At 42.4% G+C, this 17,400-nt stretch carries 9 protein-coding genes; 5 read left to right on the top strand and 4 right to left on the bottom strand.

Annotation, left to right across the window (positions count from 1 at the left end; all coding sequences use genetic code 11):
• Nucleotides 1-477: 477 nt before the first annotated feature.
• The gene (locus AACX33_RS06830; protein WP_193999344.1) at nt 478-2,628 is read left to right on the top strand and encodes a tetratricopeptide repeat protein; all 2,151 of its coding nucleotides are present in this window, start codon (nt 478-480) and stop codon (nt 2,626-2,628) included.
• A gap of 85 nt (nt 2,629-2,713) precedes the next feature.
• Here AACX33_RS06830 and AACX33_RS06825 read toward each other — a convergent pair whose 3' ends face one another.
• Nucleotides 2,714-3,250, bottom strand: a complete 537-nt coding sequence (locus AACX33_RS06825; protein WP_193999346.1) for a nucleotidyltransferase family protein — start codon at nt 3,248-3,250, stop codon at nt 2,714-2,716.
• A gap of 224 nt (nt 3,251-3,474) precedes the next feature.
• On the opposite strand from AACX33_RS06825, the gene AACX33_RS06820 reads away from it, so the two are divergent.
• Nucleotides 3,475-3,810, top strand: coding sequence for a hypothetical protein (locus tag AACX33_RS06820; RefSeq protein WP_193999348.1), 336 nt, complete (start codon nt 3,475-3,477; stop codon nt 3,808-3,810).
• Between the two features lie 156 nt (nt 3,811-3,966).
• Here the strand turns inward: AACX33_RS06820 and AACX33_RS06815 are convergent, their stop codons facing one another.
• Together AACX33_RS06815 and AACX33_RS06810 are read right to left on the bottom strand one after the other, a co-directional pair.
• Nucleotides 3,967-7,632, bottom strand: a complete 3,666-nt coding sequence (locus tag AACX33_RS06815) for a CHAT domain-containing protein (protein ID WP_193999350.1) — start codon at nt 7,630-7,632, stop codon at nt 3,967-3,969.
• 298 nt (nt 7,633-7,930) lie between these two features.
• Nucleotides 7,931-8,614 carry a hypothetical protein gene (locus AACX33_RS06810; RefSeq protein WP_193999352.1) on the bottom strand — a complete coding sequence of 228 codons (684 nt, stop codon included), beginning with the start codon at nt 8,612-8,614 and terminating at the stop codon, nt 7,931-7,933.
• 170 nt (nt 8,615-8,784) lie between these two features.
• On the opposite strand from AACX33_RS06810, the gene dnaX reads away from it, so the two are divergent.
• Nucleotides 8,785-12,114, top strand: coding sequence for a DNA polymerase III subunit gamma/tau (gene dnaX, locus AACX33_RS06805; protein ID WP_193999354.1), 3,330 nt, complete (start codon nt 8,785-8,787; stop codon nt 12,112-12,114).
• Between the two features lie 221 nt (nt 12,115-12,335).
• Here the strand turns inward: dnaX and AACX33_RS06800 are convergent, their stop codons facing one another.
• Nucleotides 12,336-13,748 (bottom strand): glycosyltransferase, encoded by a 1,413-nt coding sequence (locus AACX33_RS06800; protein ID WP_193999356.1) that lies wholly within the window; start codon nt 13,746-13,748, stop codon nt 12,336-12,338.
• A 521-nt stretch (nt 13,749-14,269) separates the two neighbouring features.
• Here AACX33_RS06800 and ebsA point away from each other — a divergent pair.
• Both ebsA and AACX33_RS06790 read left to right on the top strand, forming a co-directional pair.
• A complete protein-coding gene (gene ebsA / locus AACX33_RS06795) occupies nt 14,270-14,644 on the top strand; it encodes a type IV pilus biogenesis protein EbsA (protein ID WP_193999358.1) in 375 nt (124 codons plus the stop codon).
• A 1,254-nt stretch (nt 14,645-15,898) separates the two neighbouring features.
• Entirely contained in the window at nt 15,899-16,993 is a 1,095-nt protein-coding gene (locus AACX33_RS06790) for a DRTGG domain-containing protein (RefSeq protein WP_193999360.1), read from the top strand.
• Nucleotides 16,994-17,400 lie beyond the last annotated feature (407 nt).

The following is a 17,400-nucleotide window of genomic DNA, read 5'->3' as shown; positions in this document are numbered from 1 at the left end:
AATTCTGAAGTTTTTTGGGGCTGAAACTCTGAAGGTTCATTAATTGTCGCTAGAGTGATTAATTTTCAAGGAGTTGCGCCACTTGGAGGACACTGTTGAACCCAAAGAGCTAATCCCTGTGGATGATGGGGTATAAAAAGTGATTTTAAGCGTCTCCGTCTCTTAAAGCTACGGTGTACACACAAGTCCTGCCTGTATGCGTTTGAGCCTGTTTTGCCCCCTAAATCCTCCAAACTTGGGGGTCTTTGAAAATTCTTGTTCCCCCATAATTGGGGGTTAGGGGGCGATTCGATCACTTGTGTGTACACCGTAGCCTTGTTCAGGGTCGATTCAGGATATATTTTCCCACCTGAAATCCTCCCTAATTGATTTTAGGGGCTTGCAGGCCGCGAAGTATTCGGTGAGAATTGAATTCTGGTATAGATTGGAGATAGGCAAGCTACTTCAAAAACTGACCCCAGAATCAGGATGGTTTTTATGAAGCGCAAAAATCAAGTTGTCCTCTCTTTAATGTGGAAAAGCGCTGTTGTCTTTTCGCCGTTGCTGCTGTCTGCTGGTATTGCTAGTGGACAACCCAGACCATCCGTTTCCACAGAACTGAGTATTGCTGAGGTAATATCTGAGCAACAGCCGGAAAATTTGGCTCAGTTTCCAGCACAAGCACCGACTCAAGAGTTAGTCCCATCTGTGGTGGAGCCACCTGTGAATAGCACGACTGTTTTGTTCAATGTGTGGTTGGTGATATTGAGTCTGTTTCCTGTGGCGGTGATTGCTTTATTCTGGTTGTTGCGAAATGTGGCAATTCGTGAAATTGTTCATAGAGCAATGGCGCAGCTACAGGGAGTGGAAAATTTACAAAATCAGCTAACTATTGTCAAGCAAGATGCCGAAAATCTGATTCAAGAATCGAAAAAGATCAATCGGGAATTAGAAAAAGAAGTTGCGACTCTGCAAGACAATATCAAAAGAGAGCAAGACAATTTAGCTAATTTGACTTCTGAACTGTTGCAGTCTAGAGATCAGATATTGGCAGGATTAGAAACAAAAATTCAAAATATTCAAGAAAATTTAGAATCAGAATTTTTTGCTAAACTATCTCAATTGCAATTGGAAGTAGAACAAACAAGAGATGGAACAATAGAGAATTTAGCTAGGTTAGAATCGGAACTTAAGCATAAACTATATGAATTTCAGTTAGCAGCTGCTCAACAAAAGAATATAATTCTAGAAGATTTAGAAAAATCTCAGCATGAATTTATTTCCCAGCTTTCTAGCTTACAGTCTGAGACTCAGCAAGATCAGGATAAGACTGTTGCAAGTTTCACAAGTTTACAGATGGCGGCTCAACAAGAAAAGAATGATCTAATAGGAAATGTTAGAGAATTAGAAAAGCTATTTAAATCAGAAGTAGCGGCATTACAGTCGGAGACTCAGCAAGAAAAAAATAGGCTTTTTGAGAGTTTAGGCAGTTTCCAGGTAGATGCTCAACAAGGAAAAGATAGAACTCTGGAAACTTTAGGGGAGTTAGAGAATTTATTTAAAGCTCAAATAGCTGAATTGCAGTCGGAGACTCAGCAAGAAAAAGATGCAATTCTAGAAAGTTTAACACAAGTACAGTCAGATTTTGCATCTCAATTATCGGAATTACAGGTGGAAGCTGAAAAGCGGAAAGAGCTAATTATTGCTGATTTAGAAGCATCAGGTTCTGCGTTTACGGCGCAATTTTCGGAATTACAATTGAATGCTCAAGAACAAAAGCTGCTGATTCTGGAAAAGTTGGAAAAGTTAGAGACGGATTTTGTATCTCAACTTTCTGAGTTGCAGTTGGACGCTCAAGAACGCAAGAATATAATTTTGCAGGAGTTGGTGAATAGTCAGCCGCTATCGGTTCCGGAAAAGGCAGAAGTTACCGAAACTCAGCCACAACGGTTAGAGTTAGTTAATGATGATCTCCAAGAGGGAGACGAGTTATTTGCTCAAAGAAAATATGAAGCGGCGATCGCACTCTATAATGAAGCTGTGAAAGCACAACCTGAGAATGCTGTTGCTTGGTTGAAACAGGGTTTAACTCTCGGAAGACTGCAACGCTACAAAGATGCGATCGCTTCCTATGAACGAGCTATTGAAATTCAGCCGGATTATCATCAGGCTTGGTGCGATCGCGGTGTGGCTTTTGGTAAGCTAGGACAGCAGCAAGAAGCTTTCAATTCTTTTGACAAAGCTACCCAAGTTAATCCTGATGATCCAGTTGCTTGGTTGAATCGTGGTCTTTCTTTGATAGAGTTGGAAAGATATGAAGATGCGATCGCTAGTTTTGACAAAGCCATCGAAATTAATCCCAATTCTGCCAAGGTCTGGGATAAACGCGGCTATGCTTTGGTAAGATTAGGAGAAGATGATCACGCGATCGCTAGTTTTGACAAAGCGCTAGAAATTAATCCCGACTATGCTAGTGCTTATTACAATAAAGCCGCCTGTTATGCGCTGCAAAGACAACTTAAATTAGCCTTAGCAAATCTTCAACAAGCAATTGAACTCAATCCCAGATATCAAGAAGATGCGGAATTTGACATTGATTTTGATGAAATTGCCGATGATAAAAGTTTTAGGGAATTGATATCGAAATAGAATATGGAACCTCACCCCCAGCCCCTCTCCTTCTCCCAAAGGGAGACGCTACGCGAAGGTAAGGAGAAGGGAGCAAATGCTGAGTTTATGCTAACTGTAAATCTGGACATTTAGCCAGAAAATCAGATGCTTTCTTCTCAGCGTCGGGGTTGTTGATATGTGCTGGTGTCGGTCGAATAATTCCAGCAAAGAGGTCATCTAAGCCGTAGGGAGTGAAAAATTGCCATTCCCCTTGTGCATCTAGTCTAACTCCCACAGCCGTAGCGGTGTGTAGCCAATTTTCAATTCCATGTTCTGTACTGGTGTAGGGTGTGCGGCCAGAACGCCAACGGGCAAAACTAGCTTGATTTTTTACATCAAACTGCTCATGGGGAAATTGTGCGGTTAATTGTGCCTTTGCGGCTAGTTCCTGGGAACGGTTTCCTGATTGATCAAAAAAGGCAATATCGAAATCTTTGATGAATAAACCACATTTTTGACCAAATATGGCGCGCCAAACTGTATTTCGCACTGCACCCCCTGCTAACCACCAGTTAGGCAGATTCAGTTGCGCGATCGCAGGTAATATAATGCCAACAGGTGTGTCAGCTAAGATCATTTGTAAACGAGTGTTGCTATTCATTCACTTCCTTGGAGATTCCAACCTTTTTTGGAGATGTCTATTTTCCTGGTAAATTTCAACTTTTTTTAATGATTCCTCTAAATAGGATGATACTTTTTTCAAGTGTTTAAATTATGTTACATAAATGGAGTAATCACTTTAGGCATATGTTAAGGTATATTCAAATGTCTAAAAATATGTTTATTTCTTATTTTTAAGATGTTGACATTAATCCCACTAAATTGATGCTTGATTTCAACGCTTTAGCTGAGTTCTCCCGTGGCAATTGTATCAGCATTTGTGCATTTCTCGTTCCAGCCAACATCATCGCCTCATCGCTGACAATCATCCTCACAGTACTGGGTCGCCCAACAGTTCAAGTGTGGAAATCTGTGGGACTTGCCAGCATCTTCGCGTTAGTAATGGTGCTGCACGTATTTACTTGGTTTATGATTGGCGTGGTCATGTTACCTACTTATATATTGTTGTCCCTAGCAATCACTTGTTTGTTGACTAATTTTGCCGCCATCCTTTGGCAAAAGCGCCAGATGCGAAATCATGGACAGACTCAAAGCGCTTAAACTTGGCGCATAAATATTCATTGATGCCGATGAGGTAATAGTTAACCAAGCTTCTCGATATCCAGTCAACATAATTAAACATAAAACATTGAGGATATAGATCCCCGACTTCTCTAAGAAGTCGGGGATCTGGGTATTACTTTTTTTTAGTTTGAGCTATTTAATACCTTTGATTGTGTATGCTGCCCAGTAGTAAGGGTGACTGTAAAGTTTTTTATCAGCAACCATTTTACTACTTCTATATAAAGAGCTTGCTAAATAAGTTTTTATTTTTAATTCATCAGGATCTAGATTATTTAATAACTCTTGATACCATTCTGTGAGTTCCAGCGCAGTCAGTTCTTTCAGCCATAATGTTGCTTCAGCTAAGGCCATAACTGGGGATTTTTTTAGCTGTAGTCTTCTATAGAACTCAATCATTACTAAGGTACTGGCCGATGATTCTACAGTCCATAGGGTACTTACCACATGAGGTACTCCCCCACAGATAAAACCACTGGCTAAATCCAGATATTCGGTAGTAGTATTCTGGTTTTTAGTAAGCGCAGTTTCACCAGATGCAAGAGTCACCAATTTGTAACTATTGAGATTTGTTTGACAGATTTCTTCTAAGGTTATTTGCTCTTCATCTACTAATGCCAATGCTGATTTTTTTGGCTGACTGTAATTGTTGATAATCTGCCCGGCAAAATGAAAAATACTATTATTAGAATCAAATAAGGCATTTGCTACTTCATTTTTTGTAGCATTAGCTCCCTGGATGCGTTGGGAATTATTGAACATCTGGCTAATAATTGCCGATTCCCATTGGGCAAATTTTAGTGGGGAATCGTTTGTGCTGTTGGGGGATTCGATACTCAGCAACATTGGATCTGGCAATTGAGATAAACTTTCAGTTTGTACCAACAAACCTTTTTGGACACTTGGCAAATAGGTAATAGTGAAATTACTTGGTAGTTTTTCTGGGGAGGGGGAAGAAATATTAAACAGAGTATGCAGAGGCAATCTATGTAAGTCGCGGTGGGGAATTAAAATGAGTTGGGTGATGTCTTCGAGTTCTTGTGTAATTGTGGAAATTTGGAGAATCTGTTGAAGTTGCAACAGCTTTTCTGCCATATCCACTCGCCAAGGATGATTGCTTTTGCTATGTTGGTCTTGGGCTTGATTCAGATATTCTTGGTATTGCTGATGCCAATCTTCCAGCCAATTTTCAAATTCAATTAAGCGTCTCACAGCTTCCGGTAAAGGCAATTGATCAATTGGTGGGGCGTTTTCTTCTAAGTCTATTGTGACTACATCTTGTATGGGTGTGAAGAGTAAAATGGGTGATGGGGCTTGGTCTTTGATAATGAAGGTGTGTAAGGCTACTGGGCTAATATGCCAATAAATAATTGCTGTGTGGGGATTGAGGAGTTGTTGGACTGAACTGTAGTCGTGTGAGTAAATCTGTTCATCCCAATTAGATAGTAGCCAAGTTAAACAAGAATTTTTGCCCTGTTCTGCCATTTCCCAGGCTTCTACCAAGTCGCCGTACTCTATAGCTAAATCAACTTCTAATTGACTAATTCCCGCAAATTTGAGAGCGATCTGTTTTTTACTGTGATCAGAAGAAGTTGAATCAGTCAGTAGTTGTGCTAATAGATATGTGGCTTGTTGGTGTAACTCTTGTGCTTGTGCTATTTGACCTATACCTAAGAGTGTTTTAATCAGAGATTGCAAAACTTCTAAATGCAACTCACTAAAGTCTTCTGTTGTCAGGGTCAACAGCGCTTGATCGTACTCAGCTATGGCTTGATGCCAATAATTACGAGATGTGGCAGATTTTTTACCTATTTCGTAGTAAGTATTGCCTTTGGCGATGTGCAATCGACCCCAACCTTCTGGGTGGGTATCTGGGCGAATATGTTTCAAGCCTTCTTCATAGCTTGCTAGTTTACCCTCATAGCCACCCTGCTGCAAGGCAGAATTGTGTGTGGCGATGCTAGTTAAGGAGTTTAATCGTGTTGGGGTAACTAAATGACCAGCAGCCGTTCCTCGACCAATCCAAGCTTCCCAATAGTCAAGTTTAATTTGTAAGGCTTTGTCATAGGCAACGATCGCTTCGGCAAATCTTTCTAAATAAAACAGTACTACTGCTTGGTTGTAGCAAGCTATGTGAAAATCGGGTTTGATCGCTATGGCGTTTTCATAGGAGGCGATCGCTTCTTCTCTGTGTCCTAAGTTTTCTAAGGCTATACCCCGGTTATACCAAGCTAAGTATAAATCTGGTTGTGTAGCCAGTGCTTGATCCCAGGAGGCGATCGCTGAAGACCAATTTCCTAAATTAAATAACACCACACCTCGGTCAATCCAGACTTCCGGAAAATCTGGTTGAATTTCGATGGCTTGGTCGTAAGATGCGATCGCCTCTGGATATTGCTCACTGACAGCCAAGCCTATCCCTCGGTAATACCAGTTTTCTGGGTCTTGTGGTTCCAGTTCCAGGGCTTGGTCATAACTGGAAATTGCTTCGTTAACTTGTCCTAATTTCAACAGGGCTAAACCCTTGTGAGCAAAAGCCTCTGCTTTATGAGGAGCAATTGCTATGGCTTGATTAAAAGCGGCGATCGCCTCTTCAAATTGTCCTAATTCCCCGAAAATACAACCCTGGTTATACCAAGATTTGTAGTGATCGGGCTTGAGTGCTATGGCTTGGTCGTAAGAGGCGATCGCTTCGGCAAAATCTGCTAAATGAAATAAAGTTAAACCCCTGTTAAACCAATATTCAGAGGCATCAGGATTGATTTCTATAGCTTGATTATAAGCAGCGAGCGCTCCTACCAAATCACCTATTTTGGCTTGCTGAAGACCTTGATAAAACCAATCTATGCCTTGGACATGAGGTTGATCAGCAGTAATCGCTGAAATTTGATTTGTCCGTGACAGATTAGCAGCTAGCTGTTGGACTAAATTGGTACTCTGATCCAACCTCACCAATAACTCATCCAAGGTGTGCGCTACATTTGGCTCCACATTCTCCAAGGACTGATCCCAATTCCCTGGAGCAGATACTATTGCTGCTGGTTCTGATTTAATCCTCTGAGCTTTTTGCTCATCCGACTCTCCTAACAGTCCGTTAAAATTGTCCGTCACATCTTTTTCCAGCAGCGTGATTCGCGATGGTGGTGTAGTTTCCTCAGATGTATCGGGAGAGTCCGGGATCAGTTCTGCTGAATTCTCAGTCAATATTTCTGAAGGAAAATCAATTTGGGGTTGTGCTGCTGTAACTTCCAATTCTGGGTCTATGGCTACGCCACGCAAACTATCAGACTCCGATAACGATTCCCCCAAGTTAGGTATCAAATCTTGTTGGGAAGAGTCTAATGGGTGATCGAACATTTCAGAAGTTGTGGTTTCACTTTCTTCTGACTCTTCGTCATCCTCGCCCAATTCTCCTGTCAACAAGCGGATACCAATGTCGTAAGCAAGTTCACCAACCTTACCAATTCCCAGTTCGCCTAGTTGCATCATCTGTGTTGCTAACTGATGATTGGGCGCTGGTGATAAAAGTAATTTTTCGCCAAATATCAGCAGCCAATCTATCCAGCGCTCAACACTGATGCGATTCTCCATGCGTTCTAGATACTGGATCGCCCATTGTTGTCCTCGTCCTTGCTGTACACCTCCCAACAACTGGGTAAATAAAACTTCCAGATCCGCATTAGTTAGCTCAGGTGGTGGTTGTGTCACCTCCAATCCCCTCGCAGCCTCGAAAGAACTACTCTGTTTACCAACGGGGTGCTTTGAAAACTTGTTAAGCCACTGCAATAGCTGCGTGAGCATCTGCCATACTCTTGGATTTGATCTCTCCTAAATTATTGTAGCGATCGTTGTGTTAAAAAAATCATTTATTACGTCAAACCCACTGAAATTCAACCAAGTTTCAGCTATCTGTTCAAAAAAAATATCCAAAAGTTTTTTATTTCAAGATTGGGAACTGGGCAGGGGGAAAGAAGCAGGGGAGCAGGGAGCAGGGAGCGGGGGTGAGTTGGAAATTACTTGACACTTCCGCTTGCTTAACAACCTTTCCTCTAATCTTCTCCCCTGCCTCTTCATCTCATGATTTCTCAATAATGCCTGCTTAAGTCTGATCTGTGTTTGATTGACTGGGAGCATGATATTGATTGATTAGTTCCTGAATAATCAGTTCTGGATCATCTGTCTCAATAGCCAGTTGCTGGGCAATTTGCTGACGTAAATTCTGATCCTGCTGCAACATGATAAACAGCTGATCTAGAGTGACAGTTTGGGTTCCTTCCTCTGTGGGCAAATTTTCTTTCTGACTGACTGACTCTTCGACTGGGTAATTATTTTGGGAGGGTAAACTTGTCTTGACTGCATCTGGCCCGTCATATTCCCATACGGGTTCACCTTGATTGCGGGTCAACAACTGCATTCCAATGTCGTAGGCAACATTTCCCACTTCACCAACGCCCAGATCACCCAGTTGCACGAAGCGAGCCGCTAATTCATTGTTAGGTGTAGGTGATGCTAGCAATTTGTCGCCAAAGCGCCGTAACCATTCTACCCAGCGTTCAGTCGAGACCCGATGTTCAATATTATGTAGCCACTTTTGCGCCCAATCTTTGCCTCTGGCTTGATGTACGCCTTCTATCAGTTCGTTGAAGAGAAATTCCAAGTCAGTATCGGTTAGGGGTGGCACTGGTTTTTCTGGCACATTATCCCCCACAGTGGAGGGAGTGCGTGGGCCTCCAAACAAGCTGCGAAAAAGACCTTTGAACCATTGAATTAGCCGCCTGAGCATTTGTTTTGCACCATTGAGTATTGTTGACTAAAATGTGTAGACTGGATATCTCGTGTTTTTTCTAGGGTATGACACATCCATAACCCATGTCTAAAAGTTTAAAATAGTTGCATCCCAAACTCGACTGGGTGCTGCTAACCAAAGTAGAAAGGCACTGAAGTCTTCCATCCATGTCTTACGAACCGCTCCACCACAAGTATCGCCCGAAGAGTTTTGCTGAATTGGTGGGACAAGAGGCGATCGCTACCACCCTCACCAACGCGATCAACACTGCTAAAATTGCCCCAGCCTATTTGTTTACAGGCCCCAGAGGCACGGGAAAGACTTCTAGCGCCCGGATTCTCGCTAAATCTCTCAATTGTCTCAACAGTGACCACCCAACTGCTGAACCCTGTGGAGTTTGCGACGTTTGTCAAGGCATCACTAAGGGTTATTCTCTCGATGTCATAGAAATTGATGCTGCCAGTAACACTGGTGTAGATAATATCCGTGAGTTAATTGAAAAGGCGCAGTTTGCCCCTGTACAGTGTCGCTACAAGGTTTATGTGGTCGATGAATGCCTGACTGGAGATTCTCTGGTTTTAACTGATCAAGGACTCGTCAGAATTGATGATCCTAGTATCAAGGGTAAGAAAGTGATGAGTTACAACGACTCATCAGGCGAGTGGCAATTCAAGCAAGTTGTTAGGTGGTTAGACCAAGGAGAACGTCAAACGCTGGTTATCAAGACGAATAACCGAGAAATTAGATGTACGGGTAATCATTTAATCAGGACAGACCAGGGATGGATACCAGCAAAAGACGTAAAAGAAGGAGCGAAGATACTATCTCCTGTGAATGTGGATGCGGTACCCTCATTTATAAATTTGGTGTCGATGGACGCATCCGGCGATTCGTTAGCGGACACCAGTTTAAAGGCAATACATCCGGGCAAAAATCTTACAATCTGGAATCTATTCTTCAACAAGCTGAATTATTTAGACCTTTCTGTGCTTGCGGGTGTGGCGAAAAGCTTAATATCCCCACATTCTTACAAAAAAAAGGTAGGGGAATTGGCAGCATCCAGTCTCACTGGAAAAGACATCCATACAAAAAAGGACACGGAAATTGGGAACTCAGAACAGAAAAGTTCCTTGCCAATGCTGCGGTTTTACAACCGGATGCACTTGGACTTATCTATGGAACCTTACTGGGAGACGGCTCCATCTCTTACCCTAATAAATACAGCCGATTCCCCAGATTGTGCTGGACACACGCAGAAAAGCAGCAAGAATGGTTGGAATACAAAGCCAAGCGCCTTCAAGAATTACGTCCACAACTGCGAATTGTCATTAACAAAGGGTACGGAAACACCTCAGTTACCTGCAACACCGTTTGTCATCCCCAACTCAAAGATGTCTTTGAAATTGTCAAACCAAATGGGGATAAAAAACTTGTCTCTATGGACTGGCTTAATCGAATTACCCCAGAGGGACTGGCTTGGTGGTTTTGCGATGATGGATCACTCAGCCTTACTCCACAAGGCAGTCCACAGATTCAATTGCATACTGAAGGATTCTCTGTCACAGAAAATCAACTCATTGCTACTTGGCTTACCTCAATGGGATACCCAGCAGCCAGTAAGTCTTACACCAGAAGTAGTACAAGACAGAAATACTACTACATCTGGATGGGGGCAAGAACCAGTAGACAATGGTTGGCAGACCTCAAACAATATTCAATCCCCTCAATGGATTACAAGTTTGGAGACAGTCGAATCTGTTCACCTCGCTGGAGTTGAACGAGTCTATGACATTGAAGTCGCAGATAATCACAACTTTGTGGCAAATGGGCTTTTGGTGCATAATTGCCATATGCTCAGTACGGCGGCATTCAATGCGTTATTAAAAACATTAGAAGAGCCACCGAAGCACGTAGTTTTTGTTTTAGCCACAACAGACCCGCAGCGAGTCTTACCAACGATTATTTCACGCTGCCAAAGATTTGATTTTAGACGTATTCAGTTGGAGGCGATGGTTAACCATTTAAGTGCGATCGCCTTTAAAGAAAATATTAATATATCTCCTGATGCTGTCACTTTAATCGGTCAAATTGCTCAGGGAGGATTGCGAGATGCAGAAAGTCTACTGGATCAATTAGCTTTGACTGTGGGTGAAGTGACTCCTGACAAAGTTTGGGATTTGGTCGGTTCGGTGAGTGAACAAGACTTAATTGCCTTATTGAATGCGATCGCTCAAGACCACCCAGAAGCCGTTTTAGATTGTAGCCGTAAAATCCTCGATAGTGGAAGAGAACCGCTAATTATTCTGCAAAATCTCGCCGCTTTATACAGAGATTTGCTCATAGCACAAACAGCAGCTAATCGCCAGGATTTAGTGACTTGTACTCAGCAAACCTGGACAGGGTTAATAGAATTGTCCCAGAAACTTGACATGAGTACAATTTTGCGAGGACAGCAACACCTACGCACAGCAGAAGTGCAAATTAAAAATACCACCCAGCCACGCTTATGGTTGGAAGTAACACTACTAGGATTATTGCCGAGTGCAAATGTTCAAACCCAAGCTGCAAGCACACCTCAGCGAGTAAATACGCCTGCTGTAGCTCCAAATTATTACCCAGTTGCTGCTGCACAACCTCAGCCCACAAATCACAATCAGACAGTTAACCCAGTATCTGCAACTCAGCCGACAAATCACAATCAGACAGTTAACCCAGTATCTGCTCCTCAGCCCACAAATCACAATCCGACGGTTAACCCAGTATCTGCTCCTCAGTCCACAAATCACAATCCGGTTCATCCCACCCCAACCACACCAGAACCTCAAACTCAAGCACCAGCACCTGTAAATAGTGAACCTGCACCACAGGAAGTTACTACACAATCAGGGTATGACTTAACTCAAGTTTGGCAACAGGTCTGTTTGAATATTCAGATGCCTTCTCGACAAGCTTTACTGGGTCAAATGTGCGAAATTTCAGAGTTCAACGGGAACGTGGTTCGTATTGCTGTTAAAGGCGCTTGGTTAGACACACTTAAATCTGATCTACCAGTGATTAAGGCTGCTTTCCAACAGATTTTTCAGCGCGAAATCCAGGTTTATTTGGAAAAAGGAAATTCTTCTACTTCTAAATCAACAAGAACAAATCCTCAACCACAAAATCCTACTCCCGTTCCGCAACCACCAGCACCCAACTATAATCAGCAAATTCAATCCTTTGCACCAGCGACTCCACCAGCTACACCAACACCTACACCAGTAGCAACACCAGCCAAAACTGAATCAACGACGAGTGCAGCTAGAGTACAAACCTTACCCCCGCAACAAACACAAAGGCCTTTGGCTGATTGGGAAACTGATGAAGTGGCGATCGCCGCCAAGCGTCTAGCGGATTTCTTCAATGGTCAGGTTATCCGCCTCACAGACGATGGAGTAGATTCGCCTGAATCTATGGCTACATCTGATGGCTTGGATGAACCAGAAATAGATGATGATTAATTATTGACATAATTAACCGAATTTTTCTCAAAAAAAAATCCAAAATTGAGAATAAATTCTGAACTTCGGATTTTAAGATTTTAAGAAAAGTATAGGGCGACTAGAAGTCGCTACTACACAAGCAAAGTCCACCTGCGTGGACTAATGAAAAATTCAGGTTTTTAACCCGCGTAGACGGGTTTCGGTTGTATAGCCGCGACTTCTAGTCGCCAGGGCTAATTTTATGAGTCGCCGCTACCTGAATGCACGGTTTTAATCCATTTCAGGCGCTTTGGTCTGACGGACATCCGAGCAGTGGTAGCACTCATGACTACCAACCAATGCAACATATATAAAGAGCCACGCAGCGTTTGTAGCAGTAACTGAAAAGAGGTAGAAATATTAAATTCCTTATCTTGACGTATACGCTTGAGTCCGGCAAACATCCCTACAACAGACATACTGACTGAGAGTGTAGTTACAGGGCCTAACATTGGTAGACGATGCCGAGCTACCGCCATTAATATATCTGGAACTGCTGCCGTGGGTAGGATATACATAGTGAACATAAAGATCAGCATATCCCAGGTTTTTCGCACACCCAAGCGGTTTTTGAGGATGAGATCCCAGTAATCTAAATAGCGCTGATACCCACCTTCTGCCCACCGACTGCGCTGATGCCAAAGAGCGATCGCATTTGTCACCCCTTCTTCTTGCACAGCTGGGTAAAATGTACATTCAATGTCCCATTTATTTAAATGTAGGCGCAAAGTCATATCCAAATCATCGGTGATGGTTTCTTCATTCCATCCCCCAAAACTTTCTAAGGCTGTACGCCGGACAAATTGACCATTACCGCGCAGTTCGCCAATCCCACCGATGCCGACACGTTGTTGCTGAAACCAGGTATCTAAAGCCATTTCTGCCATTTGACCCTGAGTCCAGAAATTTTCCTTGGCATTGGCGATCGCTTTTCGCACCTGCACCGCCCCCACCTTTTCGCGTTGGAATAAAGGTGCTACCTGTAGCAGTAAGTCTGGTACTACCTGAGCATCAGCATCAAACACTGCGACAATTTCGCCCTTAGTCAATGGCAATACCTGATTCAAGGCTCCAGATTTGCCGCCACTCGCTTCTGGAGAACGCCTGAGAACCTTGAGTTGGTTATATTCTTGGGCTAGTTCCGCTAATAACTCCGGTGTCTTATCGGTGCTATTATCGTCAATTATCCAGACTTCATACTGCCCATCTGGATATTCTAGATTACAAAGATTCTTGACTAATTTACCAATAACTGCTTCTTCATTTTTGGCTGCTACTAACACAGATACAGAGGGAAAATCTCCCTGCATTTCTTTGCCATAGCGCCGGGGTTTAGCAAATACCACCACTAAAGCGTGAAAACCCAGGAGAGTAGTCAGTCCTAGAATGAATATTGAACCCCAAGAAGCTAAATGCAGAGCGATTGTACCGCTCCAAACCACAGTCAAAACCAGAGCGGCTTTGCGTCTACGTCCTTGAAACCGAGATGGTAGAGACATGGCATTTACCTCTACCACTGACTCCTCCTCGTCTGCCGATTGGTCGGATAATAGGGAGTTAAGTTGGTCAAGCTCGTTGTAATAATCGTCTTCGGGCCAGGAATTCGCTGGCATAGTTTATTTTATTTAAAAACCAGTATTGTTATAAACCTGAAAAAGCAGGAAATCCCACATTCAAAAACACAACTTACACAGACTTTTACAAGCGCTGATTGTAACTCACTATCTTTGTTTGTCCAGTAATAATAACATGATCCCACAGATGAAACGCGGATTTTTGCTTTTATTGCTCTAGCTTCTGAATTAAAAGCCGATGCAGCCTTATTTTGACACTTCCAAGGCTAAAAGCCAATGGAATTTTTGTGTCATCCCGTCTACTGATCATAATTAGTTTCCTAACCATGTCAGATGTGAATCTGTCCGCAAGCTTTTTGCTTCATTGCAGAAGCCAGATTTGGTATGACCTACCGTACTGTTTCGACCAAAAAAAATTTTGGTGTCTGGTACTTGATGAATCATAGCATAGGGAAAAATTAGACTGCATTTAATCGAGTAATAAACGTCACTGTGAGCAATAGACATTTTTAGGGAACAATATTCACATCTATTAATATCGAGATTAGGAATATTCAAAGATGTCTATTGAGCAACTCCAACCTGCCAGTCCACAACAAGCAAACGTTTACTTACCTTATATTCAGAGTGCGAAGCGTAATTTTTTACCACTTGCCCTGAGTCTTTACCAAAAAGGCATTTTGGAGGGACATCGCAAAATTGAAGGCGGTGACAGTATTTCCTTTGTCGCTTCTTGGAATGTTGCCACCCTGCCTTCCGATTTAACACGTTGCCGGATACAGTTTGAGGGGAATGCGGAACTTAGCTATGAAGTGATGATGGCAAGTTTTGAATTTATGAGTTTTTTGATTGAACTTATGGAAAATTATAAGCGCCATCGCCTGACTGATTTTTCACAAGCCTTTTACCGCAAAGTGCTGCGTATGGACGAATAAAAAAAGATTCAAAGTATACCCAAAAAAAGTAAATTTTGGGAAACTCCACTTTGTTAGCACTCCAGCCTGTCGCCGTAAGCAACTAAAATTAGGGTTTTGTCCAGGGCGTAAATTACGCTAACATTCTGGACAAACCAGACATCAAATTCTTGGAGATGGTCAAATTGATATTAAGTAGGTCGGCGTAAATAAAGTTAACTGGCTAGGGTCGTCCTTTGCCCTTCGGCTACGCTCCCTTCGGCTTACGCTCAGGGCAAGCAGGGTAAATCATTGGTCATTGGTGAGGGTTTCAGGAGTATTTACAAGTTGTAATATAGTTTGGTTTATTTCTGCTTACCTACTTAGATCACATCTGATATTTTTTCAAATGCGTCTAGGAACCTCAAATTGAACGTCACCCCAACAGTTAGCAACGCATCTTAGAGGTTTTTTGAAAAGTCTGATTTATTACAGCCCGACTATACAAACTAAACCCGCACTATGGCTAACGCCACGCTACGCTATCGACAAGCTAAGTGACCACCTGGGCGGGTTAAAAAACATTTTTTAATTAGTCCACGCAGATAGAATTTGCCTGTGTAGTAGCGAATTATATTCGCCCAAAACTTTTCAAACATTCTCTTAGAGATATTTCAAAAAACTTCTTTAAACAACCAGATAAAGGGTTGAATAAATTTAAAAAAAGCGAGAAACGATTATCAGGAAAAACTATTTACACAAATTAACTACATGGTGAGCAAAATTTTTTAATGTAATTTTTATTGAATATTTTAACGTCAAACATCCTCTAAGAAAACCGAATTTACACGGGTAATAGCTGATTTGTGTGTATTTCAATTGAGAAAGCAATTAGAATATAAATTTAATCTGTATGATTCACATCTGGTAATAATTAGCCGTTGGTATCTTAATTCTAAATTATTTTCTAATTGAGGTCATCAACAAGATTTTACTTTAGCAGATAGAATATATTAAATGTACAAACTGCGGTGATGTCCAAGATAAAGATGAAAATTCCGCAGTTAACATCAAAAATGAGGGTTTAAGAGTTTGAACTCTCTCGTTATGGAGCATCCTAGCTTACGGGTGATCTGCCTGTGGATGGTATCGGATTGCCAACCGTGGGAAGCACCGAATAAAACACCAAAACTATTTTATGTCTGATTTGTCAGGATTTATCGGGTTTTGGGTAAGTTTTTCAGGGCGGAACACCTAAGCTTGGTTCTACTTCCTTTTGCAATTAGGAGTGCATGTGTGCCAAAATCTGCTAAATGTTTGCTGATTGGCTCAACGGAAACTTATAGTGGTAAATCTGCCACAGTTTTGGGTTTGTCTCATCAGCTACAGCAAAACGGACTAGATATTGCCTACGGTAAACCGCTAGGCACTTGTTTTAGTGCATCTGGCGGAACCGTAGTTGAGGAAGATGTCCAGTTTATTGCCCATAGTCTGAGCTTGGCAACAAACCGTGTTGCTCCCACAATGCTGGCTTTGGATGAGGTCAATGTCCAAAAACGCTTACGCGGCGAAGACAAAACCGATTATTGTCAGCTCTTAAAACAGCAATATTTGCAAATTTCCCAAGGAGATTTGGTGTTGCTAGAGGGGCCTGGTGATTTGACACAAGGACATCTGTTTGATTTGTCTCTGTTACAGGTGGCCCAAGCATTAGATGCGGCTGTGCTATTGGTAGCTCGTTATAATTCGCTGCTTTCCGCTGAGGCGTTATTGTCTGCTAAACAGTATGTGGGCGATCGCTTGGTGGGAGTTGTGATTAATGATATCCCTAGCGAACAATTAGAAATAGTTGACGCTGAATTATGTCCGTATTTAGAAAAGCAAGGCATTCCCGTATTAGCAACATTGCCGAAAAGTGACTTGCTACGCAGTGTCAGCGTTGGGGAATTGGTAACCCAGTTAAATGCTGACGTTCTCTGTCGCCGCGATCGCCTAGATTTGATGGTGGAGAGTTTGGCAATTGGCGCGATGAATGTCAATTCGGCTGTGAAGTATTTCCGCAAACGCCGAAATATGGCAGTAGTTACAGGAGGCGATCGCGTGGAAATTCAACAAGCCGCCTTAGAAACTTCTACACAATGCCTGATTTTGACCGGACAACTGCCACCACCCCCGTTTATTCTCAATCGTGCTGAAGAGCTAGAAATCCCCATCCTATCGGTTGATTTAGATACCCTCACTACTGTGGAAATTATTGACCGGACTTTTGGTCAAGTACGGGTACACGAACCGATTAAGGTTCAGTGCATTCGCCAGTTAATGACTGAGCATTTTGACGTTGAGCGCTTGTTATCTAAACTCGGCTTAACTCCCGCCGGGGCATTACCTTAGAAGCAGGGGGCAGGGGGCAGGGGGAACAAATTTCTCAATCCCCAATCCCCAATCCCTTCTTTTCTTTGTTAAAGACACCCACGTAGAAAAATTAGTCTACATATAAAAATTTAGAACAGCAATATTTTCAGAATCCCCAAGACCTGGCAGAAACAGCAAAGTTTCAATATCTGACGCTCCTAAATGGCATTAGTTACGATGCTTGCTGAGGGTAAATTCATTGGAATCCCTGCGAAGCAAGAATCCTCGTACCTTTAGGTCGGGGAGTGTCAAGAAACTCATTGGATCAACTGGTGTGACCTAGCTATTCAGTTAATGAAGCCAACATCAGGAAAATGTAGCAATATGTAACTCAAGTAGGCTTCTCACTTACACTCTGTTTGGTAAAATAGCTGGGTTGTTTAATC

The sequence above is a fragment of the Nodularia sp. LEGE 04288 genome (genome assembly GCF_963896525.1).
In the GTDB taxonomy this organism is placed as follows: domain Bacteria; phylum Cyanobacteriota; class Cyanobacteriia; order Cyanobacteriales; family Nostocaceae; genus Nodularia.
The sequence above is the reverse complement of the archived record's forward strand: the minus strand, read 5'-3'. Positions and strand labels throughout refer to the sequence as shown.

What these genes read in the sequence shown, in the direction of transcription:
- AACX33_RS06830 (WP_193999344.1), top strand. Translation starts at nt 478, where the DNA reads ATGAAGCGCAAAAATCAAGTTGTCCTCTCTTTAATGTGGAAAAGCGCT.
- AACX33_RS06825 (WP_193999346.1), bottom strand. Translation starts at nt 3,250, where the DNA reads ATGAATAGCAACACTCGTTTACAAATGATCTTAGCTGACACACCTGTT.
- AACX33_RS06820 (WP_193999348.1), top strand. Translation starts at nt 3,475, where the DNA reads ATGCTTGATTTCAACGCTTTAGCTGAGTTCTCCCGTGGCAATTGTATC.
- AACX33_RS06815 (WP_193999350.1), bottom strand. Translation starts at nt 7,632, where the DNA reads ATGCTCACGCAGCTATTGCAGTGGCTTAACAAGTTTTCAAAGCACCCC.
- AACX33_RS06810 (WP_193999352.1), bottom strand. Translation starts at nt 8,614, where the DNA reads ATGCTCAGGCGGCTAATTCAATGGTTCAAAGGTCTTTTTCGCAGCTTG.
- dnaX (WP_193999354.1), top strand. Translation starts at nt 8,785, where the DNA reads ATGTCTTACGAACCGCTCCACCACAAGTATCGCCCGAAGAGTTTTGCT.
- AACX33_RS06800 (WP_193999356.1), bottom strand. Translation starts at nt 13,748, where the DNA reads ATGCCAGCGAATTCCTGGCCCGAAGACGATTATTACAACGAGCTTGAC.
- ebsA (WP_193999358.1), top strand. Translation starts at nt 14,270, where the DNA reads ATGTCTATTGAGCAACTCCAACCTGCCAGTCCACAACAAGCAAACGTT.